The organism is Rhodosalinus sp. 5P4 (assembly GCF_041365695.1).
GTDB lineage: Bacteria > Pseudomonadota > Alphaproteobacteria > Rhodobacterales > Rhodobacteraceae > Rhodosalinus.
The window spans coordinates 44,914-65,974 of sequence record NZ_JBGFSJ010000002.1; the positions used below are offsets into that span (position 1 = coordinate 44,914).

The 21,061-nt window shown below is 70.7% G+C and carries 21 protein-coding genes; 12 read left to right on the top strand and 9 right to left on the bottom strand.

What is annotated here, in order from left to right; genetic code table 11:
• Position 1 precedes the first annotated feature (1 nt).
• Positions 2–1,003 (bottom strand): polyprenyl synthetase family protein, encoded by a 1,002-nt coding sequence (locus AB6A69_RS03135; RefSeq protein ID WP_371059657.1) that lies wholly within the window; start codon positions 1,001–1,003, stop codon positions 2–4.
• 55 nt (positions 1,004–1,058) lie between these two features.
• On the opposite strand from AB6A69_RS03135, the gene AB6A69_RS03140 reads away from it, so the two are divergent.
• The 3 genes from AB6A69_RS03140 (at position 1,059) to AB6A69_RS03150 (ending at position 2,313) form a co-directional block, all read left to right on the top strand.
• Entirely contained in the window at positions 1,059–1,274 is a 216-nt protein-coding gene (locus AB6A69_RS03140) for a DUF2007 domain-containing protein (RefSeq protein ID WP_371037193.1), read from the top strand.
• Entirely contained in the window at positions 1,267–2,046 is a 780-nt protein-coding gene (locus tag AB6A69_RS03145) for a tRNA1(Val) (adenine(37)-N6)-methyltransferase (protein ID WP_371059659.1), read from the top strand. Before AB6A69_RS03140 ends, AB6A69_RS03145 begins: the two co-directional genes overlap by 8 nt.
• Before the next feature lie 90 nt (positions 2,047–2,136).
• Positions 2,137–2,313, top strand: coding sequence for a YdcH family protein (locus AB6A69_RS03150; protein ID WP_371037191.1), 177 nt, complete (start codon positions 2,137–2,139; stop codon positions 2,311–2,313).
• A gap of 428 nt (positions 2,314–2,741) precedes the next feature.
• Here the strand turns inward: AB6A69_RS03150 and phbB are convergent, their stop codons facing one another.
• From phbB to AB6A69_RS03165, 3 genes are all read right to left on the bottom strand, one after another.
• Positions 2,742–3,464 carry an acetoacetyl-CoA reductase gene (gene phbB / locus AB6A69_RS03155; protein ID WP_371059660.1) on the bottom strand — a complete coding sequence of 241 codons (723 nt, stop codon included), beginning with the start codon at positions 3,462–3,464 and terminating at the stop codon, positions 2,742–2,744.
• A gap of 143 nt (positions 3,465–3,607) precedes the next feature.
• Positions 3,608–4,783: an acetyl-CoA C-acetyltransferase gene (locus AB6A69_RS03160; RefSeq protein ID WP_371056325.1), complete on the bottom strand. Its 1,176-nt coding sequence runs from the start codon at positions 4,781–4,783 to the stop codon at positions 3,608–3,610.
• Between the two features lie 129 nt (positions 4,784–4,912).
• A complete protein-coding gene (locus AB6A69_RS03165) occupies positions 4,913–5,767 on the bottom strand; it encodes an EAL domain-containing protein (protein WP_371059661.1) in 855 nt (284 codons plus the stop codon).
• Between the two features lie 286 nt (positions 5,768–6,053).
• Between AB6A69_RS03165 and rpsD the strand changes: the two genes are divergently transcribed.
• The 5 genes from rpsD (at position 6,054) to AB6A69_RS03190 (ending at position 10,225) form a co-directional block, all read left to right on the top strand.
• Positions 6,054–6,674 (top strand): 30S ribosomal protein S4, encoded by a 621-nt coding sequence (gene rpsD, locus AB6A69_RS03170; protein ID WP_371059662.1) that lies wholly within the window; start codon positions 6,054–6,056, stop codon positions 6,672–6,674.
• Between the two features lie 143 nt (positions 6,675–6,817).
• Complete coding sequence (gene hisC / locus AB6A69_RS03175; RefSeq protein WP_371059663.1) at positions 6,818–7,903, top strand: histidinol-phosphate transaminase; 1,086 nt, start codon at positions 6,818–6,820, stop codon at positions 7,901–7,903.
• Positions 7,900–8,826, top strand: coding sequence for a prephenate/arogenate dehydrogenase family protein (locus AB6A69_RS03180; RefSeq protein WP_371059664.1), 927 nt, complete (start codon positions 7,900–7,902; stop codon positions 8,824–8,826). The genes hisC and AB6A69_RS03180 overlap by 4 nt, the downstream gene beginning before the upstream one ends.
• On the top strand, positions 8,823–9,587 hold the full coding sequence (locus AB6A69_RS03185) for an extensin family protein (protein WP_371059665.1): 765 nt from the start codon (positions 8,823–8,825) through the stop codon (positions 9,585–9,587). Before AB6A69_RS03180 ends, AB6A69_RS03185 begins: the two co-directional genes overlap by 4 nt.
• Before the next feature lie 77 nt (positions 9,588–9,664).
• Positions 9,665–10,225, top strand: coding sequence for an HdeD family acid-resistance protein (locus AB6A69_RS03190; RefSeq protein WP_371037183.1), 561 nt, complete (start codon positions 9,665–9,667; stop codon positions 10,223–10,225).
• Positions 10,226–10,276: 51 nt separating this feature from the next.
• Here AB6A69_RS03190 and AB6A69_RS03195 read toward each other — a convergent pair whose 3' ends face one another.
• On the bottom strand, positions 10,277–10,669 hold the full coding sequence (locus AB6A69_RS03195; RefSeq protein ID WP_371059666.1) for a phage holin family protein: 393 nt from the start codon (positions 10,667–10,669) through the stop codon (positions 10,277–10,279).
• Positions 10,670–10,836: 167 nt separating this feature from the next.
• On the opposite strand from AB6A69_RS03195, the gene AB6A69_RS03200 reads away from it, so the two are divergent.
• Together AB6A69_RS03200 and AB6A69_RS03205 are read left to right on the top strand one after the other, a co-directional pair.
• Positions 10,837–11,934, top strand: a complete 1,098-nt coding sequence (locus AB6A69_RS03200; RefSeq protein ID WP_371037181.1) for an efflux RND transporter periplasmic adaptor subunit — start codon at positions 10,837–10,839, stop codon at positions 11,932–11,934.
• Between the two features lies 1 nt (position 11,935).
• A complete protein-coding gene (locus AB6A69_RS03205) occupies positions 11,936–15,109 on the top strand; it encodes an efflux RND transporter permease subunit (RefSeq protein WP_371059667.1) in 3,174 nt (1,057 codons plus the stop codon).
• Here AB6A69_RS03205 and AB6A69_RS03210 read toward each other — a convergent pair.
• Positions 15,106–15,999 carry a dienelactone hydrolase family protein gene (locus AB6A69_RS03210; RefSeq protein ID WP_371037179.1) on the bottom strand — a complete coding sequence of 298 codons (894 nt, stop codon included), beginning with the start codon at positions 15,997–15,999 and terminating at the stop codon, positions 15,106–15,108. The two genes, AB6A69_RS03205 and AB6A69_RS03210, sit on opposite strands and share 4 nt — an antisense overlap.
• Positions 16,000–16,067: 68 nt before the next feature.
• Here AB6A69_RS03210 and AB6A69_RS03215 point away from each other — a divergent pair, with 68 nt between their 5' ends.
• The gene (locus tag AB6A69_RS03215; protein ID WP_371037178.1) at positions 16,068–16,436 is read left to right on the top strand and encodes a potassium channel family protein; all 369 of its coding nucleotides are present in this window, start codon (positions 16,068–16,070) and stop codon (positions 16,434–16,436) included.
• 55 nt (positions 16,437–16,491) lie between these two features.
• Positions 16,492–18,168 (top strand): alpha/beta hydrolase, encoded by a 1,677-nt coding sequence (locus AB6A69_RS03220; RefSeq protein ID WP_371059668.1) that lies wholly within the window; start codon positions 16,492–16,494, stop codon positions 18,166–18,168.
• A gap of 13 nt (positions 18,169–18,181) precedes the next feature.
• Here the strand turns inward: AB6A69_RS03220 and AB6A69_RS03225 are convergent, their stop codons facing one another.
• The 3 genes from AB6A69_RS03225 to AB6A69_RS03235 are packed head-to-tail and all read right to left on the bottom strand — an operon-like array spanning position 18,182 to position 21,058.
• The gene (locus AB6A69_RS03225; RefSeq protein WP_371059669.1) at positions 18,182–19,582 is read right to left on the bottom strand and encodes an aspartate aminotransferase family protein; all 1,401 of its coding nucleotides are present in this window, start codon (positions 19,580–19,582) and stop codon (positions 18,182–18,184) included.
• 52 nt (positions 19,583–19,634) lie between these two features.
• Positions 19,635–20,558, bottom strand: coding sequence for a hypothetical protein (locus tag AB6A69_RS03230; protein WP_371059670.1), 924 nt, complete (start codon positions 20,556–20,558; stop codon positions 19,635–19,637).
• Entirely contained in the window at positions 20,555–21,058 is a 504-nt protein-coding gene (locus AB6A69_RS03235) for a winged helix DNA-binding protein (protein ID WP_371059671.1), read from the bottom strand. Before AB6A69_RS03235 ends, AB6A69_RS03230 begins: the two co-directional genes overlap by 4 nt.
• Between the last annotated feature and the right edge of the window lie 3 nt (positions 21,059–21,061).

The window sequence follows — 21,061 nt, forward strand, 5'->3', positions numbered from 1 at the left end:
GTCAGGAAAGGCGGGCGACGACGTAGTCCGAAATTTCGCCCAGAATGTCCCGGAATTCGTGCGGCGGCACTGCGCCCAGCGCCTCCCGGGCACGCGCGGCCCATGCCATCGCCTCGTCGCGGGTGGCGGCGAGCGTGCCGTGGCGGTCCATGAGCTCGAGCGCGTGGTCGAGATCGCCGTCGCGCTGGTCGCCCTTCTCGATCACGCGGGTCCAGAAGGCGCGCTGCTCGGCGTCGGCCCGGGCGACGGCCTTGATGATCGGCAGCGTCAGCTTCCGCTCGCGGAAGTCGTCGCCCACGTTCTTGCCGGTCGCCGTGGCGTCGCCGCGAAAATCGAGAAGATCGTCGGCGATCTGGAAGGCGATGCCCAGCGCGTCTCCGTAGGCGAAAAGCGCGCGCCGCACGTCCTCGGGTGCGTCCGCGATTACCCCACCCGCCTCGGTCGCCGCCGAGAAGAGCGCGGCGGTCTTGCCGCGGACGACCTGGAGATAGGTCTCCTCGGTGGTGGCCAGGTTCCGCGCCGCCTGAAGCTGCAGCACCTCGCCCTCGGCGATGGTGGCCGCGGCGTTCGACAGGATGTCGAGCACCTCGAGCGAGCCGGTTTCCACCATCAGCTGGAACGCCCGCGCGAACAGGTAATCGCCCACCAGCACAGAGGACTTGTTGTCCCAGAGCAGGTTGGCGGTGGGCCGGCCGCGGCGCTGGCGGCTTTCGTCGACCACGTCGTCGTGCAGCAGCGTCGCGGTGTGGATGAACTCCACCGTGGCAGCAAGCCGCAGGTGGTGCGCGCCCGTGTAGCCGCACAGCCGCGCGGCGGCGAGCACCAGCATCGGGCGCAGCCGCTTGCCGCCCGCCTCCACCAGGTGGGCTGTCACCTCCGGGATGCGCGGCGCGTGGCGCGAGGCCATCCGCTCGCGGATCAGCGTGTTGACCCGGTCGAGATCTTCCGAAAGCAGGGCGGCGAGCCGGTCCTGAGGCTTTCGCTCGGTGCTGTCCAGGCTCATCACACCCCCGTAACAAGGCTCGACATCGGCGCGGCCCCGTCCTTATCTGCGTCCCATGAGAGAGCTTATCCGCACCAACGACCTGGCGCTGATCGCTTACGTGCAGGCGCTTCTCAGGGGCGAGGATATAGAGTTCTTCGAGTTGGACGTAAACATGAGCGTGCTCGAAGGCTCCATCGGCATCCTGCCGCGCCGGATCATGGTGCGGCAGGAGGATCTTTTCGTCGCGCGCGCGCTCTTGCGGGATGCGGACGTGCCGCTGGATGGCTGAGGCCGACGCGCAGACGACGCAGGACGCGTTCCTGGGCGGCCGGCTCACGATCCGGCAACCCGCGCGGGGCTATCGCGCCGGGCTGGATCCGGTGCTTCTGGCCGCCGCCGTCCCGGCCCGTGCGGGCGCGCATGTGCTCGAGCTCGGGTGCGGGGTGGGCGTGGCCTCCCTCTGCCTCGGGACGCGGGTCGCGGGGCTGTCGCTGACGGGGCTGGAGCTTCAGCCGGCCTACGCCGCGCTCGCCCTCGAGAATGGCGTGCAGAACGGCATTCCGTTCGAGGTGATCGGGGGCGACGTCGCGGCGGTGCCCGCGACGCTTCGGGCCCGGCTCTTCGATCACGTCATCGCCAACCCGCCATGGTTCCCGCGGGGCGCGTCGGTTCCGGCAGCCGACACCGGCCGCGAGACCGCGCTGGGCGAGGGCGTGCCGCTCGAGGCATGGATCGCGGCCGCGGCGCGGCGGCTGCGTCCGCGCGCGCGCCTCACGCTGATCCACCGCGCGGAGCGGCTGCCCGATATCCTGTCCGCCCTTGCCGGCCGCCTGGGAAGCGTCGAGGTCCTGCCGCTCGCGCCGCGCGCGGGACGGCCCGCGCAGCTGGTCCTGGTACGGGCGCGCAAGGGCGGGCGCGCGCCCTTCCGCCTGCACGCGCCGGTGGCCCTGCACGAGGGCGACCGTCACCCGGGCGACGGGGAGCATTACACGCCCCCGATCCGTGCCGTGCTGCGCGACGGCGCGGCGCTGCCTTTTCCGGCGGACGATGGAAAAGGTTGACGTAACGGCAACCTATTTCGCAGCTGCGGCGTGACAGGTCGCGCGATTCGTGGTGCACTCAATCTCCAACCAAGCGTGAAGGAGGATCTCATGAGCTTGTCGGCGCATGTTCAGGAACTGAAGAGAAAGCACCAGGCCCTTTCCGACGCGGTAGAGCAGGCTCAACGCGCCCCCAGCACGTCCGGCGAACAGATCGCGGAGCTGAAAAAGAAGAAGCTGCGCCTGAAGGAAGAGATCACCCGCCTGTCGGGCCAGCCCGCCGAGTGAAGGCGGGTCCGGGGCGGGCACGATGCGCCGCCCCGTGAAGCCCGCCCCGTAGAGCGCCACGAAGCCCGCGGAGAATGCGGGGACGATCCATGCGACCGATCTGAAGGTTCTCCGCAAGCCGGCCAGCCTGCGGACGAAAACGAGGGTTCTGACGACGGATGGGCCGGCGACGCGCGGATCGCCATCCGGCGCATGACAGAGGCCCGAAGGTCATCCCGTGCGCCATCTCGTTGGGCGTCGCCGTCACCTTCCGGCCTCGACCGTTACCGAGGTCCGGACCCGGTTTCGGCGGTTCTCCGCCAAGCGGGACTGAAAGCTCCCGAAGATACGAGAAAGGGATGATCGCGCCGAACTGCCGGCGCGATCATAAACCTTCTGTAAGGGCGCATGGAGGATAGGCCCATGGCTGCCTTGCGCGGCGGCGCGCGTCAGACTAGGTACTGCGCGCCGTTCGCCGTAATCGTCGATCCGTTGATGAAGGAGGCGTCTTCCGAGACGAGGAAGCTCACGCAGCGGGCGATCTCCTCGGGCTCGCCAAGGCGCCCGGCCGGGATCATGCCGATGATCGCCTCGCGCACCTTGTCGGGCACCGCCATCACCATCTCGGTCGCGATATAGCCCGGGCAGATCGCGTTGGCGGTGATGCCCTTGCTGGCCCCTTCCTGGGCGAGGCTCTTGATGATGCCGAGATCGCCCGCCTTGGTCGCCGCGTAGTTCACCTGCCCGAACTGGCCCTTCTGGCCGTTGATCGAACTGATGACCACGATGCGCCCGAAGCCGCGCTCGCGCATGCCGGGCCAGACCGGGTGGATGGTGTTGAAGACGCCGCTGAGGTTGGTGTCGATCACCTCTTTCCACTGTTCGGGCGTCATCTTGTGGAAGGGGGCGTCGCGGGTGATGCCCGCGTTGGCCACGACGATGTCCACCGGCCCATGCGCGGACTCCACCCGGGCGATGCCCTCTTTCGAGGCCTCGTAATCGGCGACGTTCCACTTGTAGGTCTTGATGCCCGTTTCCTCAGTGAACCTGGCGGCCGCGTCGTCGTTGCCGGCGTAGCTTGCCGCGACGTCGTAGCCCGCGGCCTTCAGGTCCTTGCTGATCGCCGCGCCGATGCCGCGCGTTCCGCCGGTGACGAGTGCAACTCTTGCCATGATGTCCCTCCAGTTCTGGCAGTCGTTTCGGTAACTTGGTTATCCATTCGCCGGCGCTGACGCAACATTGTTGCGCCCCTGATTGGCCTCGCGCCACGAAAAAGGGGCGCCGGAGCGCCCCTTTCCGTTGGATTTCCGGCCGGTTATCCGCGCTCCACGCACATCGCGACGCCCATGCCGCCACCGATGCAGAGCGTGGCGAGACCTTTCTTTGCGTCCCGCCGCTGCATCTCGTGGAGCAGCGTGTTCAGGATGCGCGCGCCCGAGGCGCCGATCGGGTGGCCGATGGCGATGGCGCCGCCGTTCACGTTCACGATCTCGGGATCCCAGCCCATGTCCTTGTTCACCGCGCAGGCCTGCGCGGCGAAGGCCTCGTTCGCCTCCACGAGGTCGAGGTCGTCGACCTTCCAGCCGGCCTTCTCGAGCGCCCGGCGCGAGGCGGGGATCGGGCCCGATCCCATGATGCTCGGGTCCACGCCCGCGGTCGCGTAGGAGACGATGCGCGCCAGCGGCTCGATGCCGCGACGCTCGGCCTCCTCCGCGCTCATCAGAAGCACCGCAGCCGCGCCGTCGTTGATCCCGCTGGCGTTGGCCGCCGTCACGCTGCCGTCCTTGGTGAAGGCGGGGCGCAGCTTCTGCATGCCCTCGATCGTGGCGCCGTGGCGGATGTATTCGTCCTTGTCCACCACCGTCTCGCCCTTGCGGTGGGTGACGGTGACCGGCACCACCTCGTCGTCGAACTTGCCCGCCTTCTGCGCGGCCTCGGCCTTGTTCTGGGAGGCGAGGGCGAACTCGTCCTGCATCTCGCGGCTGATCTGCCACTTCTGGGCGACGTTCTCGGCGGTCTGGCCCATGTGGTAGCCGTTGAAGGCGTCCCAGAGGCCGTCTCGGATCATCGTGTCGATGTAGCTCATGTCGCCCATCTTGTGGCCGTTGCGCAGATGTGCGGCGTGGGTCGACAGCGACATGCTCTCCTGTCCGCCGGCAAGCACGATCCCGGCATCGCCGAGCTGGATATGCTGCGCGCCGAGCGCGACCGCGCGCAGTCCCGAGCCGCAGACCTGGTTGATGCCCCAGGCCGGGGCCTCGATCGGGAAGCCCGCGTTCACATGCGCCTGGCGCGCGGGGTTCTGACCCTGTGCGGCGGTCAGCACCTGCCCGAGGATGGTTTCCGAGACCTCGTCCTTCGCGACGCCGGCGCGCTCGGCCACCGCCTCCAGAACGATCCGGCCGAGTTCGTGCGCGGGCAGGGTGGAGAGGGAGCCGTTGAAACTGCCCACTGGGGTTCGTGCGGCAGATGCGATTACGACGTTGGTCATGCGTGTCCTCCTGGATCGGGCGTTGAGAGGGGCGCCGTGCGCGCGAGCGAGTCGCGCGACCGTCACTCCCGGTCTTACCGGAGGTCAATAAAGCATCCGTCCCCACGCCTCAACGGGCGGGTGCGGCGCTCAGCCGGCGCGGCGCGTTCCCTTGCGCGCCGCCCAGGGCGGCTGTGCCGTCGGTGCCGCGAAGAAGTGCCCCTGCAGGCAATCGACACCGATCTCGGCCAGGACGCGGGCGTCGGCGGCCTGTTCCACGCGCTCTGCCACGGTGAACATGTCGAGCTGGCGGGCCAGTTCCACGATGCCCCGCGTCAGCACCTGGTTGTCGGCATCGCGGTGGATGTCGCGGACATACTGCCCGTCGATCTTCAGGATATCGAAGGTGAAGGCCCGGAAATGCCGCAGCACGATGCTGCCGGAGCCGAACCCGTCCAGCGCGAAGGACACGCCGCGGCGCTGCAGCGCGCCCATGAAGGCGATGACGACCTCCGGCATGAGCATCGCGCCGGCCTCGGCGATCTCGAGGATGAGGCGTTCCGCGATGCCGCGGTCGCGCGCCAGCCCGCGCTCGAGCGTGCGCGTCCAGCGCCGGTAGCCGATGGAGCGTGCGGACATGTTGATCGACAGGCGAAGCTCCGGCTGCTGTGCAAGGGTGCGCAACCCGCGCTCCAGCGCGAGGCAGTCGAGTTCGCGGCCCGTTTCGGTCTCTTCGACCGCGGCGATGAAGTCCTTGGCGGGGATCACGCGCCCGGTCTCGTCGAGCACGCGCACGAGACCCTCCCAGAAGGCCGTGCGCGACTGGTCCGCGGCGGTCACGACTGGCTGGAACGCCAGGAGGACGTTGCGGTGACGCACGGCCTCGGCCACCATGTCGAGCGCGCGGGCGTCGCGCGCGGCCACCGCCTCGGCGAGCGGGTTGGAGGCCGCGCCCTCGGCGCCGCGCTCGTTCTCTGCGATCCGGGTCCCGCCTTGACGCGCCATCGGCACCTCCATTCGTTGCAGTGCTGGGGTCGTCCAGGCATCCTGCACGCGGATGGCTTAACGGTTCCTCTATGGCGGCGGCGCAGGCATGCCTTTCCGGCGGTGCGGGGCGGGGCGCGCGGCCCCGTTGACACGGCCTTTTCAGCGTGTATACCCGCGCGCTCATTGGTGTTGGTGGCCCCCGCAAGGGGATGCCTGTCGGGCAGCCGGACACTCCGGCGCAGGTCCAGAGGACAACGCCCTTCGCAACCGCGCCCCGAGGGGCGCCAGGCAAGGAGATCAGACGGTGACCAAACGCACCTCTGCCAAGTACAAGATCGACCGCCGCATGGGCGAAAACATCTGGGGCCGCCCGAAAAGCCCCGTGAACCGCCGCGAATACGGACCCGGCCAGCACGGCCAGCGCCGCAAGGGCAAGATGTCCGACTTCGGCCTCCAGCTGCGCGCCAAGCAGAAGCTCAAGGGCTATTACGGCGACATGACCGAAAAGCAGTTCCGCCGCATCTACGGCGAGGCGGAGCGCGTTCGCGGCGATACCGGCGAGATCCTGATCGGCCTGCTGGAGCGTCGCCTCGACGCCGTGGTCTACCGCGCCAAGTTCGTGGCCACCGTCTTCGCCGCGCGCCAGTTCGTGAACCACGGCCATGTGATGGTGAATGGCAAGCGGGTGAACATCCCCTCCTACCGCGTGAACGAGGGCGACGTGATCGAGGTGCGCGAGAAGTCCAAGCAGCTGGCCTCCGTGCTCGAGGCGATCCAGCTGCCCGAGCGCGACGTGCCCGACTATCTCGACGTCGACACCAGCAAGATGACCGCGACCTTCGTGCGCACCCCGGGCCTGTCGGACGTGCCCTACCCGGTTCAGATGGAGCCGAACCTCGTCATCGAGTACTACGCCCAGAACTGATCGGCGGCCACGGTACGGAAGATGTGCGGGACCGTCCTTCGGGGCGGTCCCTTGCGTGTCCGGCGTCCCTTCGCCACGGCGCGGTTTCGCGGCTTTCGCAGGCCCGGCGTGGCGTATATAGGGGACTTCCGAGGAGCCATGCCATGAGCCAGATCACGCCGCAGCCCGGAATTCTGGAGATCGCGCCCTACAAGGGCGGCGAGTCGCGCATCGAGGGCGTGGCCGACGCGATCAAGCTCAGCTCGAACGAGAACCCCTTCGGTCCGCCGCCCGCGGCGGTCGAGGCGGCGCGCGCGGCGGCGGCGCGGATGCACCGCTACCCGCCGACCGACCACGCCGCCTTGCGCGAGGCCATCGCCGAGACACACGGCCTAGAGGCGGCCCGGATCACCTGCGGCGTGGGCAGCGACGAGATCATCTCGCTCCTCTGCCAGTGCTATGCCGGGCCCGGGACGGAGGTGATCCACACCGAGCACGGCTTTTCCATGTACCGGATCTCGGCGCTCGCCGCGGGGGCCACGCCGGTCGAGGTGCCCGAGCGCGCGCGGCACACCGACGTCGACGCGATTCTCGCGGCGGTGACGCCCGCCACGCGCCTCGTCTTCGTCGCCAACCCCAACAATCCCACCGGCACGATGATCCCCGAGGCCGAGATGACCCGCCTCGCCGAAGGCCTGCCCGGCCACGTGCTTCTGGTGCTCGACGGGGCCTACGCCGAATACGTGGACGGTTTCGACGGCGGCGCGGCGCTGGTGGACACGCGCGAGAACGTGGTGATGACGCGCACCTTCTCGAAACTCTATGGCCTCGGCGGGCTGCGTGTGGGCTGGGGCTATGCGCCCGAGGCCATCACAGAGGTGCTGAACCGCGTGCGCGGCCCGTTCAACCTGTCCACGATCGCCCTCGCCGCGGCGCAGGCCGCGGTGCGCGACCGCCCCTTCGTGGAGCGCTGCGCGGCCGATAACGCGCGGCTGCGCGACTGGCTTCGCGACGCGCTCGAGGCGCACGGCGTGGCCTGCGACCCGAGCCACGCCAATTTCGTGCTCGCGCGGTTCGCCGACGCGTCCGAGGCGGACGCCTGCGATGCCTTCCTCCGCCAGGAGGGCCTGATCGTGCGCAGGGTGGCGGGTTACGGGCTTCCCGAGTGCCTGCGCATCACCGTGGGCGACGAGAGTGCCTGCCGGCGCGTGGCCCACGCCATCGGCCGTTTCAAGGCGGAGGCGGCATGAGCCGACCGCCGGTCTATGACCGGGTCGCGCTGATCGGCCTGGGGCTCATCGCCTCGTCCATGTTCTGGGCGATGCGGCGCGAGGGTCTGGCGCGGGAGGTCGTGGGAACCGCGCGCTCCGCCGCCACGCGGGACACCGCGCGCGAGATCGGGCTCTGCGACCGGGTCGTCGACACGATCCCCGAGGCGGTGGAGGGCGCGGATCTCGTCGTCCTCGCCGTGCCCGTGGGCGCGATGGGCGCGGTCGCCGAGGAGATGGCGCCATACCTGAAGCCCGGTGCGACCGTCACCGACGTGGGCTCTGTCAAGCGCGCGGTGATCGAGGCCGTCGCGCCGCACCTGCCCGGCGGCGTGCATTTCGTGCCCGCCCATCCGCTCGCCGGCACCGAGCATTCCGGCCCGCGCTCGGGCTTCGCCACGCTCTTCCGCAACCGCTGGTGCCTTCTCGTGCCGCCGCCCGATGCCGAGCCCGGGGCGGTGGCGCGGCTCAGGGCGCTCTGGGAAGGGATGGGGGCGAGCGTGGAGGAGATGGACGCCGACCACCACGATCTGGTCCTCGCCGTCACGAGCCACGCGCCGCACCTCATCGCCTATACCATGGTGGGCGTGGCCGACGACCTGCGCCGGGTCACCGACAGCGAGGTGATCAAGTATTCCGCCGCCGGGTTCCGCGACTTCACCCGGATCGCGGCGTCGGACCCGACAATGTGGCGTGACGTGTTCCTCACCAACAAGGACGCCACGCTCGAGATCCTCGGCCGCTTCACGGAGGAGCTCTTCGCGCTCCAGCGCGCGATCCGCACGGGCGACGGGGCGCATCTGCACGACTACTTCAGCCGCACCCGCGCGATCCGGCGCGGCATCATCGAGGCCGGGCAGGACACCGACGCGCCGGATTTCGGCCGGGTGCAGACCGAGACGTGAGGGGCTGGGCGGCATCGCTCGCCGTCGCTTTGGCCCTCGCGGGGGCTTCGTCCCTCGCCGCTCCCGAAACCTCGCCGCGCCCCGAGGCGCGGACCGCGCCGCTGGCCGAGGCCGGCACGGCGCGGGCGGTCCCGCGCGGCGTCGCAGCGCCCGGCGCGCCCCGCCTGTCGCTGCGTCCCGCGGCGCGGCCGGACCGGGTGACGCGCCGCGCCGTCGCCCGGCGCGCGGCGCTCGCTCGCGGCGCCGTCTGCGGCGACCCGGCGCTGCAGGGAGAGCCGGCGGGACGGATCGCGGGGCGCCTCGCGGGCTGCGGGCTCGACGGCGCGGTGCAGGTCCGCGCCGTCTCCGGCGTCCGGCTCAGCCAGCCCTCGATCATGGATTGCACGACGGCGCGGATGCTGAAGCAGTGGGTGGAGCGCGGCATGAAACCCGCGCTCGGCAGCCGCGGCGGCGGCGTCACCGAGATCTTGGTCTTCGCCCATTACGCCTGCCGGACCCGCAACAACCGCCCCGGCGCTCGGCTTTCGGAACACGCCAAGGGCCGGGCCATCGACATCGCGGGCTTCCGCCTGCGCGACGGCGGCATGGTCACCGTGCTCGAGGGCTGGGGGCGCGGACGCGACGGCCGGGCGCTCGCCGCCATGCATCGCGCCGCCTGCGGGCCGTTCGGCACGGTGCTCGGCCCGAACTCTGACCGCTACCACCGCAACCATTTCCACTTCGACACGGCGCGGCACCGGGGCGGAGCCTACTGCCGTTAGGGGTTGTCGCAAGGCCCAAGCGCGGTCAGGGTGCGTGCGTGCGCCCATATCGCGCATATCCTTGGGAGGAGTGACTCATGACCAACTGGATTCTCTGGCTCATCATCGGGCTGATCGTTCTCGTCGGGGGCATCGCCGCGCTCATGAACCCCTTCGCGGCGACCTTCACGGCAGAGCAGATCGCGGCCTGGGTCTTCATCTTCGGCGGCGTCCTGCAACTCGTCGCGATCTTCCAGGTCGAGGGCTGGGGCCGGCGGATCTGGGCGATCCTGCTCGGCGCCGCGTTCCTCTGGCTCGGGATTTCGCTTCTGACGAACCCGCTCGCAGGCATCCTGTCGCTCACCATCGTGGCGGCGATCATGTTCCTCGTCAGCGGTGTGGCGAAGCTCTTCCTCGCCTTCTCGGCGCGGGGGTCGGGCTATTTCTGGGCGATCCTGCTCTCCGGCGCGATCTCCGTCGTGCTGGCGCTGATGATCTTTTCGAACTTCCCGCAATCCGCGGCCGTGGTGCTGGGCGTGCTGCTCGCGGTGGAACTCATCACCACCGGCGCGACGCTCGTGGCCTTCGCCTTCTTCCTGCGGAACAACAAGGACGCGCTGCTGTCCGGCGACTGGGGCGAGGGCGGCGACGCCACCTGAGCCCGGTCCGCAACCGCGCGCCCGTCCGCGACGGGCCGCGCGACGCGACGCTCAGCCGTCCTGCCGCTTGCGCTCGCGCAGTTGCTTGAAGACGTAGATCGGCAGCAGGATCGTGGCGATCAGGCTTCCGAGCCAGACCAGAAGCGTGGCCGCCAGCCAGTTCGCGATCCCGCCGATCTCCATCCCCGGCATGATCGAGGCGGTGATGAAGAGAACGATGAAGATCGTGACCAGCGCGATGCCCCCCATGAGTTGGGGGAAGTTCTTGAACGTGATCTTGGTGATGAGCGGGCTCAGCACCGCCTGCACGGCCGAGAAGAGCGCCACCGCCACAACGAAGGACAGCGGGTCGATGCGAAACCCGTCCAGCAGGAGCGTCGCGACGAAAAGGCCGACGGCGTTGGCGACGAGGTAGGCCGCGGTGGAAATCAGCAAACGGATCATTGGGTCCTCTCGGCTTTTGGGTGGCCCGATTGGATGACGCTAGCGCAGTTGCGCAGGGCCGTGAACCCTGCGAGGCCGCGATCCGGCACGGCGAGGAGCTTTTTCTTGACGCAAAGGGCGCCGCTGTCATACCCGGCCGTGACCGCCACGCCCTGACGGAGACCCCGATGTGCCGACGTATCGCCGCGCTCGCCCTTTCCATGATGATCGCGGCGCCGGTCGCGGCACAGCAGTCCGCGCCGCCACCGGCCGTCGTGGTGGCGCCGGCCGCGATGACGGAACTCGCCGAAACCGTGCGATTCAACGGCCGCCTCGACGCGGCGCAGCGGGTGGGGCTCGTGCCGCGCGTTTCGGGCGTGCTGCTCGACGTGGCCTTCGGGCCCGGCGACCGCGTGCAGGACGGGCAACTCCTCTTCCGCATCGAGCCGGACCTCTACCAAACGGCCGTGAGGGAGGCCGAGGGCGCGCTGCTTGCCGCCGAGGCACAGCGCGAGCTCGCCCGCATAGAGCGTGACCGCCAGACCGAGCTCGTGGGGCGGCAGTCGGCGGCGCAGTCGGCGCTCGACAACGCCGAGGCGGCGCTCGGCCGCGCAGAGGGCGACGTGCTGCGCCTCGAGGCGGCGCTGGAGCGCGCGCGCCTCAACCTCTCCTACACCGAGATGCGCGCGCCCTTCTCCGGACGGATCGGATCCTCGGCGATGGATGAAGGGGCGCTCGTCGGCCCCGAGACCGGGCCGCTCGCCACGCTGACGCGGCTCGATCCGATCCATGCCGAGTTCGCGGTGCCGACCGCGACGCTCCGCGACTATCTGGAGCGCGTCGAGGCGGGACAGGCCGCACGCGAGGCCGCCGTGACGCTGGAACTCGCCAATGGTAGCACCTACCCCGAACCGGGCGACATCACCTTCGTGGACAGCGCGGTGAACGCGGGCACCGACAGCGTGACGCTCCGGGCGCGCTTCGCCAATCCCAGGGGCCGGCTTCTCGACGATGAACTCGTGCGGGTGACGCTTTCGGCCACGGCGCCCGAGGGCGTTCTGGCCGTGCCGCAGCAGGCGGTGCAGCGCGACGTGCAGGGCGCATTCGTCCTTGTCGTGGGCCAGGGCGAGACGGTGGAGCAGCGCCGGGTAGAGGCGGGCCGCACGGCCCAGGGCCTCACGGTGATCGAGGCCGGGCTCGAGCCGGGCGAGCGCGTCGTCACCGAGGGCGTCAACAAGGTGCGCCCGGGCATGGTGGTGGACGCCGCGCCCGCCGGGGACGGCTGAGATGATCGCCGACACCTTCATCCGCCGCCCGCGCCTTGCCGGGGTGATCTCGATCGTCCTGTTCCTCGCCGGGCTCCTCGCCCTCCAGCGGATGCCGGTGGAGCAGTTTCCCGACATCGTGCCGCCGCAGGTGGCGGTGGTCGCGGCCTATCCGGGCGCGGGGGCCGAGGTGGTGGAGCAGACCGTCGCGCAGGTGATCGAGGACCAGGTCATCGGCGTGGACGACATGATCTACATGAAGTCCACGTCCGGCGCGGACGGCAGCTATATCCTCAGCATAAGCTTCGAGGTGGGCACCGATGCCGATCTCGCAACCATCAACGTGCAGAACCGCGTCGCGCTGGCCGAGCCCCTCCTGCCACCCGAGGTGCGCCAGACCGGCGTTCGCGTGGCCAAGAAGTCCTCCTCGCTCCTGATGGGCGTGGCGCTCTACGCGGAGGCCGAGGCCGTCACCGGCGGGGACCTGACGAACTACGCCCGGATCAACCTGCTCGACCGGCTGAAGCGTGTGCCCGGCGTGGGCGATGCCTCGGTCTTCGCGGCCAACCAGTTCGCCATGCGGATCGACCTCGACGTCGATCGCCTCGCCGCGCTGGGGCTTGCGCCGTCGGACGTGACCGCCGCGCTCAGAAGCCAGAACGTGCAGGCCGCCATCGGCCGCGTCGGCGGCCAGCCCGTGACGGAGGATCCCGGCCTGCAGCTCAACGTTTCGGCGCGCGGCCGGCTGGAAAGCCCCGAGGCGTTCGGCGAGATCATCCTGCGCAGCGGCGCGGACGGAAGCGTCGTGCGCGTGCGCGACGTGGCCGAGGTCACGCTGGGCGAGCGCAGCTCCGACGTGGGCACGAGCTTCAACGGTGTGCCGGCCACGCTCGTCGGCATCTACCTCGCCCCGGGGGCGAACGCCATCGCCGCGGCGGACGGCGTCAAGGCGGCGCTCGAGGATGCCGCGCCGACCCTGCCCCAGGGCATGGGGATCGAGGTGGTCTCGGACACGTCCACCTTCGTCAAGGAAAGCATCACGGAGGTCGAGCACACCCTGGTCGAGGCCTTCGTGCTCGTGGTGCTCGTCGTCTTCGTCTTCCTGGGTTCGCTGCGCGCCACCATCGTGCCGGTCGTCGCCGTGCCCGTGGCGCTCGTGGGCACCTTCGCGGTGATGCTCGCGATGGGCTTCACCATCAACACCGTCTCGCTTCTGGCGCTCGTCCTCGCCATCGGGATCGTGGTGGACGACGCGATCGTGGTGGTGGAGGCGGTGGAGGCCAAGATGGCCGAGAACCCGGGCATGACCCCGGCCGAGGCGGCCTCCGCCGCCATGGGCGAGATCACCGGCGCCATCGTGGCCATCACGCTCGTGCTGCTGTCGGTCTTCGTGCCGGTGGCCTTCATCCCCGGCATCTCGGGCCAGCTCTTCCAGCAGTTCGCGGTGGCGGTTTCCGTCTCGATGGTGATTTCGGCGATCAACGCGCTCACGCTCTCGCCCGCGCTCTGCGCCATCGTTCTGAAGCCGCATCACGGGCCGCGCAAGGGTGTGATGGGCTGGATCTCCAGCCGTATCGACGGCGCGCGGGACGGCTACACGCGCGTCGCGGGCGCGCTCGCGCGGCGCGCGATCCTCGGGGTCGCGCTTCTCGTCCTCGCGGCGGTGGCGACCGGCGGGCTCTTCCGCGCGGTGCCCACGGGCTTCCTGCCCTCCGAGGACCAGGGCTCCTTCATCGTCGAGACGCGCCTGCCCGAGGCGGCGTCCCTCAATCGCACGGTCGCCGTGCAAAGCGGGGTCGAGGAGATGCTGATGGGGCTGCCCGGCGTCGAGAGCGTGACCTCGGTCACCGGTTTCTCGATCCTCGACGGCATCTCGAAATCCAACGCGGCCTTCGCCCTGGTGACGATGCTGCCCTTCGAGGAACGCACCACCGAGGAGACATCGGTCTTCAACTCCATCCGCGAGGCCACGAGGCGCGGCGCGGCGATCCGCGAGGCGCAGGTGATCGCGTTCAACCTGCCGCCCATCGCCGGGCTCGGCAGCGGGGCGGGCTTCGAGTTCCAGCTTCTCGACACACAGGGGCAGAGCGCGGAAGACCTCGCCGCCACGGCCCGCGGGCTTGCCTTCGCCGCCAACCAGGACCCGCGGCTCGCCGGCGTCTACACCACCTTCTCGGCGGACAGCCCGCAGCTCTTCCTCGACATCGACCGCGAGCGGCTCTACGCGCTAGGCGTGCCGCTCTCGGAGGTGTTCGCGGCGCTGCAGCCGACGCTCGGCTCGGCCTACATCAACGACTTCAACCTCTTCGGCCGGTCCTGGCAGGTGCGCATGAGCGCGCGGCCCGAGGACCGCGACGCGGTTTCCGACATCGCGCGAATCCACGTGCGCTCCGCGACCGGCGAGATGGTGCCCGTGGGCGCCTTCGCCGAGGTCGATTACATCGTCGGCCCCATGTCGCTGCAGCGCTACAACAACCAGCGCTCGGCGACGATCAGCGGCAACCCGGCGTCCGGCGTCTCCTCGGGCGAGGCGCTCGCCGCGATGGAGGAGGTGGCCCTGGCGTCGATGCCGGCCGGGTACGACTATGAATGGACCGGCACCGCGCTGCAGGAGAAGCAGGCCGCCGGCCAGACCACGGCAATCCTCGCGATGGCGTTGCTCTTCGCCTATCTCTTCCTTGTCGCGCTTTACGAAAGCTGGACGATCCCGGTGCCGGTCCTTCTGTCCGTCACCTTCGGCGTGGCGGGCGCGATGCTGGCGCTCCTGCTCACCGGCTTGCCCTTCAACATCTACGCGCAGATCGGCCTCGTCGTGCTGATCGCGCTCGCCGCGAAGAACGCGATCCTGATCGTGGAGTTCGCCAAGGCGCGGCGCGAGCAGGGCGACAGCATCGTCGACGCCGCGATCGGCGGCGCCCATGCCCGCTTCCGCGCAGTGATGATGACGAGCTTCGCCTTCATCGCGGGCCTGATCCCTCTCGTCACGGCGGAAGGCGCCTCGATGCTGAGCCGCCGCGCGGTGGGCACGGGGGTCGCGGGCGGGATGCTCGCGGCGGCGGTGGTCGGCATCTTCGCGATCCCGGCGCTATACGTCGTGTTCCAGTCGCTCAGGGAACGGGTGAAGGGGCGGGCCGGGGCCGGGCCGGACCTCGTCCATTCCGCCGCCGGGGACGACGACGGCGCGACGAAGAGCTAGCGGCCCATGGCGGCGTCGAGGAAGGCGCCGCCGCGGGCGAGCGCGTCCGCAGTCGCCTCCGCGTCGTAGCCGAGCGTGCTGAGCGGCGCCTTCTCCTGCTGGTCGAAGCCGTGGGTGACGCCGGAATAGACGTGCGTTTCCACCGGCAATCCGCGCCGCGCCTCGCGGCGGGCCACGGTCAGGCAGTCCTCCTCGTTGGCGATGGCATCGTTCTTCGCGAGCAGGAACAGCGCCGGGACCTCGCTCCGCCAGCCGCGCCGGCTCGCGCGGCTCAGCTGTCCGCAATAGGGATAGAGCAGGAGCGCCGCCCCGATGCCGTCGAGCGGGTCGGCGGCAAGGCTTTCCGGCCACTCCGTCAGGATGTGCGGCACCTCGCCGTGGTCCGCCATGGAGAGGAACTCCAGGATCGCCCAGCCGCCATGGGAAGCGCCGACGAGCGCGATCCGGTCCCCGTCCACGAAGGGCATGGCGCGCACGTCGTCGATGGCCACCGCGATGTCCCCCGCGCGCTCCGCGCCGTTGAGGAGCTGGCCCGCGCAGATCAGTCGCCAGAGCTGGAACTCGGTGAAGCCCCGCGGCGTGTGGCTGTCCACCACGACCGAGGCCCAGCCCCGTGCCTTGAGCGCCTCCGCCCAGCGCGGAAGATTGTCGCGCGGCCCGTCGCAGCCCGACAGAAGAAGCGCGGTGGGGAACGGCCCTTCGCCCTCGGGGCGTGTCACCGTGTAATGCGGCTTGAGAAGCGCCGACAGCGTCTCCGGCGTGTCGCGCGGAACGGTCAGCCCCGTGTAGCGTCCCACCGTGTTCCCCGCGACCACCACAAGGACCAGGGCCACCGTGCCACCGATCACCATCCACCACATCGCACGCCGCCCCGGCCAGCCGAACCTCATGGCCGGACCTTGCCACAGCACGGCGCCCGCGTCTTGATGAAAGGCGACACGAAAAAACGGGAGGAGACATGGCACGGCAAAGGCCGCTGATATGGCTTGCAGGCGGCGTCGCCGGCGCGTTCGCCGACGCGCGCGTGCGGGCGCTTCTGGCGCTTACCGGGACGCTGATCGCCCTGGCGACGCTGTTCTACCGCTGGGTCGAAGGCTGGGGATGGCTCGACGCGCTCTTCTTCTCGGTGGTGACGATCTCCACCGTGGGCTACGGCGAACTCGTGCCCGCGACCGCGGCGGGGAAGGTCTTCACCATGATCTACATCTTCCTCGGGATCGGGCTCTTCGTGGCGGCGGCCGGCGCGCTTGGCGATCACCTGATTCGGAAATCCCGCGCAGAGACGGGCGAGGCCGCCGATCCGCCCGGGGAGGCGTCGCAGGATTGACACGTCGGGCCGCTACGCCTTCAGTCGGAGGCTGAGACCTGGCGGGAGCGGATCCATGAGCGAGACGGTGGACGCGGGCGAAGCGCCGGACTGGCGACGGCGTCACTGGGTGCCGACGGGCCTCGGCATCCTCTTCGCCGCGATCTTCTTCGTCGCCTCGCTGACGCCCTCGCTCATCCCGCGCGACCCGGTGATGCAGGGTGCGCTCAGCGGTATTTCAGCGGCGGTCGGCTATGGCGTCGGCAGCCTTCTCGTCTGGGTCTGGCGGATCATGCTCCTGCCGCTTCCGGGCCCGTCCGGCGAGCGGGCGGTGCGGAGCCTCCTCGTGCTGGTGGCGCTCGGCCTCTGCGGCTGGGGCCTCTGGAACGCGGCGGAGTGGCAGAACGCCACGCGCGCCGTGATGCAGCTCGAGCCGGTCTCGACGGCGCATCCGGTCCTCGTCGGGGGGATCGCCCTCGCGATCTTCCTCGTCCTCTGGGCCGCGGGCAGCGGGTTCATGTTGCTCGCGCGCCGGGCGGGGGGAACCCTCGGCCGTGTCCTGCCGGGGCGCGTCGGGCCCGTGCTCGGCGTGCTGGTGGCCGTCTTCGTCTCCTGGACGGTCGTGAACGGCGTGCTGGTGCGCAAGGGGCTCGCGCTTGCGGACGATGCCTTCGCCGCGGGCGAGCAGGTCTTCGACCCGGCCACGGAGCAGCCCACGGACCCGATGATGACGGGCAGCGCGGCGTCGCTGATCGGCTGGGACGAGCTCGGCAACCGGGGCCGCGACTTCATCTCGCGCACGCCTTCGGCCGAGGAGATCGCGGACTATTGGGGCGAAGGCGCCATGCGGCCCGTGCGCGTCTACGTGGGCCGCGTCTCGGCGGACACCGCGCGGGAGCGAGCGGAACTGGCGCTTGAGGAGCTCATCCGCACCGGCGGCTTCGAGCGCGAGCTTCTGATCATCACGACGCCCGTCGGCACGGGCTGGATGGATCCGGGCGCCCACGACACGATCGACTTCATGTGGGGCGGCGACACCGCGCAGGTCGGCGCGCAGTATTCCTACCTCACCTCGGTGCTCTCGATCCTGACGAACGTCGAATACGGGCTCGACCAGGCGCGGGCCCTCTTCGACGTGATCTACGGCCACTGGCTCACGCTGCCCGAGGAGGAGCGGCCGCATCTCTACATCCACGGGCTGAGCCAGGGCGCGCTCAACAGCCAGGCGGAGTTCCCGCTCTTCGACGTGCTCGACGCGCCGCCAAAGGGCGCGATGTGGGCGGGCTCGCCCTTCGTGAGCCCGCTCTGGAGCTACGTCCGCAGCAACCGCAACCCCGACAGCCCCGCGTGGCGGCCGAGCTTCGGCAACGGCTCCATGATCCGCGTCACCAACCAGGCGAAAACGCTGGACAGCGCGCCCGCGCCCTGGGGGCCGATCCGCTTCGTGTTCCTGAGCTACGGCAGCGATCCCATCGTCAACTTCGATTTCGCCACGCTCTGGCGCAGGCCCGCCTGGCTCGAGGAGCCGCGCGCGCCCGACGTCTCGCCTGAGATGCGGTGGTTCCCGCTCGTGACCGCCTTCCAGGTCGGGCTCGACATGACGATCGCGCTTGCGATCGAGGGCTACGGGCATTTCTACGTGGCCGAGGACTACATCGACGCCTGGGCCGCGCTCACCGATCCGCCGGGGTGGAGCGAGGCGCGGGCCGAGGAGCTGAAGGCGATCTTCGAGGCGCGCCCGCCGCCCTGGTGAGCGGGTGCGGGGCTCATGCGCGCTCCAGCCGGTCGAGGGTGCCGCGGATGTCCTCGGGCGTCGTGAGCGGGTTGATCGTGCAGAGCCGGAGCACGCTGCGCCCGCCGAGCGTCGTCGTCGTGACGCAGGCGAACCCCTCCTCCGAGACCGCCCGCGCCCTGCGCTCGTGCTCGGCGCCGTCGGCGCCCCGGAGCGCGAAGCAGGTGATGCCGAGTTCGGCCGGCGTCACCACCTCCCAGCGGTCCGCGCGGGCGCGCAACTCGGCCTCGGCGATCTCGGCAAGGCGCAGCCCGTCCGTCACCGCCGCGCGGAAGCGCGCTGCCCCGTAGGTGCGCAGCGACATCCAGAGCTTGAGCGCGCGGGAGCGGCGGCTGAGCTCGAGGCTGCGATTGCCGAAGTTCACGGCGCCCGTGCCCTGCTGCACGTCGCGCAGGTATTCCGGGCTCATCGCGAAGGCGCGTTCGAGCGCGCCGGGGCGGGTGACGAGGCAGGCGCCCACGTCGTAGGGCTGGAAGAGCCATTTATGCGGGTCGAGAACGAGGGAATCCGCGCGCTCCATCCCCGCGAGCGCGGCGCGGCCCTCGGGCGTGAGCGCGGCAGGCGCGCCGTACGCGCCGTCCACATGCAGCCAGAGCCCCTCTTGCGCCGCGATGTCGGCGATCTCGTCCAGCGGGTCCGCCGCGCCGGTGTTCGTGGATCCCGCCGTGGCGATCACCATGGCGGGACGCCGGCCCTCGGCGCGGTCCGAGGCGAGGGCGGCGGCCAGCCGCGCAGGGTCCATGCGCCAGCGCGCATCGGCCGGAAGCGTGCGGATGTCGTCCTCCGCCCAGCCCAGGGCGCGCAGGTCCCGCGGCAGGGAGGCGTGGGTCTGGTCGGTGAGGTAGGCCACGCCCGGCCCCGTTTCCGCGCGCGCCGCCCCGAAGGCCGTGAGATTGGCGAGCGAGCCGCCCGAAAGCAGCACGCCTTCCGTCCGACGCGGCATGCCCAGGAGCTCCGCCAGCCAGTCCACCACCACGAGTTCCACGGTGGCCGGGCCCGATCCCCCGCCCCAGCTTGCCGCGATGGTGTTGAACCCGGTGCCCATCCATTCGCCCAGGATGGCCGCGAAGGAGGCGGGCCCGGGCACGCGCGCGAAATAGCGCGGGTGATCGCCATGCTGCTGATGCGCGAGAGCCACCTCTGCCATGAGGTCGAGCGAGGCGTCGGGGTCCATCGGCGCTTCCGGCAGCGGCCCGCCAAGTGCTGCGCGCAGCTCGTCCGGCGCGCCCGTGCGGATCGCGGGCTCCGCGTTGCGGCGCATGGCCCGATCGACGACCATGTCCACGACCTTGTAGCCGAGCCGGCGCATCTCGTCGGCGTCGAGGCCGAGCGTGTCGGGCGGGACGGCGAAGGGGTCTTCGGCGCGGTCTTTCATCGGGTGTCCTCCTGGCGCCTTGATCCCCCGGATCGGGCGCGCGTGCAATGGCTCAGCGCCGGCCGAGGAGGCGCGGCAGAACCAGCGGTGTGAGATACATCGGCACCTGGTAGCAGCCCACGAAAAGCAGGATCTGCCCCGTGGTCTCCGGCGGCAGCGCGGCCAGGAAGAGCGCGAGATTGCGGCAGGCGGCCGCGATGGCGAGCGCCGCGGCCTCCCCGCGCGGAAGCGCCGCGCCGCCGAGGACGAAAACGCCGCGTGCAAGCCCGAGGTTGAGCGCGAAGGCGAGCGCGAGGTTCCCGGCCAGCGCGGCCGTGGCGCTCAGGATGGCGGGCCCGACCGCCGACATGAGGGCGATCACCACCACCGCCATGGCGATCGCCATGGCCCCGTCGAGCGCGGGTATCGCCTCGGGGCGCGTGAGGGCCGGGATGAGCCGCCGCGCCAGGGCCGCCGCCCCGACCGCGGCGCCGATCACCGCAAGAAGCCGCAGCGCCCCGGCCGCGACAGCGAGCGGATCGGGAAATACCGGGAGAAGCGCGAAGACCGGTGCCGCCGTGAACGGCAGGAGCGCGGTGCCGAGGGCGAGCTGGCGGAGCGCCGCGGCGGGGTCCGCGCCGCTCATCACCGCAAGGCCCGGCACGCCGGTGATGGGCGCGGCGGCCAGCACCAGCACAGCGCCGATCGCGGCCGGCCTGTCCAGCCATCCCAGCGCGGCCAGGGCGGCCCCGGCGGCGAGCGGCAGGGCCGTCTGCAGCACCAGTGTACGCAGGACCGCCCGCCGCAGCCCCGCCCGCGGGGGCAGCGCCGCCGCCGGCCCGGTGCGCAGCGCGGCGACGAAGAGCGTGGCCGCGATCAGGGGCACGATGGCGGGGATCATCGCCCCGGCGAGGTCCGGCAGGGCGATGCCCGCCGCCAGCCCCGCGAGCAGAAGCCAGCGCCCCTGCCGCCCGGCCCGCGCCAGCAGGCCCGTCAAAGCGTGGTGGCGGCCCGGGCGGCCTGGTCGTAGCTGCCCGAGATCGCGCGCAGGAGCGCGGCGAGCCGCGACATCTCCGCCGGATCGAGGCCCGAGGCGGCGATGCCCTCGACGAGAAGTGCCTCGCGCACCTCGGCGTAGCGCGTGCAGAGCGCCGTGCCCGCCTCGGTGATCCGGACGGTCTTCTCCTTGCCCTCGCGGCCGGTTTCGACGAGCCCGCGCTCGTTCAGCTTGCGCACGGCGTAGGAGACGAGATGCGTGTCCTCCACATGCAGGACGAGGCGGATGTCGGCGAGCGTCTTGGCGCGGTCGCGGTGGTTGACGAGATGCAGGATCAGCACCTCGAGCGGCGCCATGCCGGGCGCGCCGGCCGCCGTCATGCAGCGCGTGATCCAGCGCTGGAAGGCGTGGTTCGCCATGGTCAGGGCGAACTCCACCTCCGAAAGCTCCGGCACCTTCGAGTTGGCCAGGTGGGCCGAGCTCACCACCGGCCCGACCATCGG

Coding starts and splice junctions, on each gene's coding strand:
- AB6A69_RS03135 (WP_371059657.1), bottom strand. CDS start 1,003: ATGAGCCTGGACAGCACCGAGCGAAAGCCTCAGGACCGGCTCGCCGCC.
- AB6A69_RS03140 (WP_371037193.1), top strand. CDS start 1,059: ATGAGAGAGCTTATCCGCACCAACGACCTGGCGCTGATCGCTTACGTG.
- AB6A69_RS03145 (WP_371059659.1), top strand. CDS start 1,267: ATGGCTGAGGCCGACGCGCAGACGACGCAGGACGCGTTCCTGGGCGGC.
- AB6A69_RS03150 (WP_371037191.1), top strand. CDS start 2,137: ATGAGCTTGTCGGCGCATGTTCAGGAACTGAAGAGAAAGCACCAGGCC.
- phbB (WP_371059660.1), bottom strand. CDS start 3,464: ATGGCAAGAGTTGCACTCGTCACCGGCGGAACGCGCGGCATCGGCGCG.
- AB6A69_RS03160 (WP_371056325.1), bottom strand. CDS start 4,783: ATGACCAACGTCGTAATCGCATCTGCCGCACGAACCCCAGTGGGCAGT.
- AB6A69_RS03165 (WP_371059661.1), bottom strand. CDS start 5,767: ATGGCGCGTCAAGGCGGGACCCGGATCGCAGAGAACGAGCGCGGCGCC.
- hisC (WP_371059663.1), top strand. CDS start 6,818: ATGAGCCAGATCACGCCGCAGCCCGGAATTCTGGAGATCGCGCCCTAC.
- AB6A69_RS03180 (WP_371059664.1), top strand. CDS start 7,900: ATGAGCCGACCGCCGGTCTATGACCGGGTCGCGCTGATCGGCCTGGGG.
- AB6A69_RS03190 (WP_371037183.1), top strand. CDS start 9,665: ATGACCAACTGGATTCTCTGGCTCATCATCGGGCTGATCGTTCTCGTC.
- AB6A69_RS03195 (WP_371059666.1), bottom strand. CDS start 10,669: ATGATCCGTTTGCTGATTTCCACCGCGGCCTACCTCGTCGCCAACGCC.
- AB6A69_RS03200 (WP_371037181.1), top strand. CDS start 10,837: ATGTGCCGACGTATCGCCGCGCTCGCCCTTTCCATGATGATCGCGGCG.
- AB6A69_RS03205 (WP_371059667.1), top strand. CDS start 11,936: ATGATCGCCGACACCTTCATCCGCCGCCCGCGCCTTGCCGGGGTGATC.
- AB6A69_RS03210 (WP_371037179.1), bottom strand. CDS start 15,999: ATGAGGTTCGGCTGGCCGGGGCGGCGTGCGATGTGGTGGATGGTGATC.
- AB6A69_RS03215 (WP_371037178.1), top strand. CDS start 16,068: ATGGCACGGCAAAGGCCGCTGATATGGCTTGCAGGCGGCGTCGCCGGC.
- AB6A69_RS03220 (WP_371059668.1), top strand. CDS start 16,492: ATGAGCGAGACGGTGGACGCGGGCGAAGCGCCGGACTGGCGACGGCGT.
- AB6A69_RS03225 (WP_371059669.1), bottom strand. CDS start 19,582: ATGAAAGACCGCGCCGAAGACCCCTTCGCCGTCCCGCCCGACACGCTC.
- AB6A69_RS03235 (WP_371059671.1), bottom strand. CDS start 21,058: ATGGTCGGGCCGGTGGTGAGCTCGGCCCACCTGGCCAACTCGAAGGTG.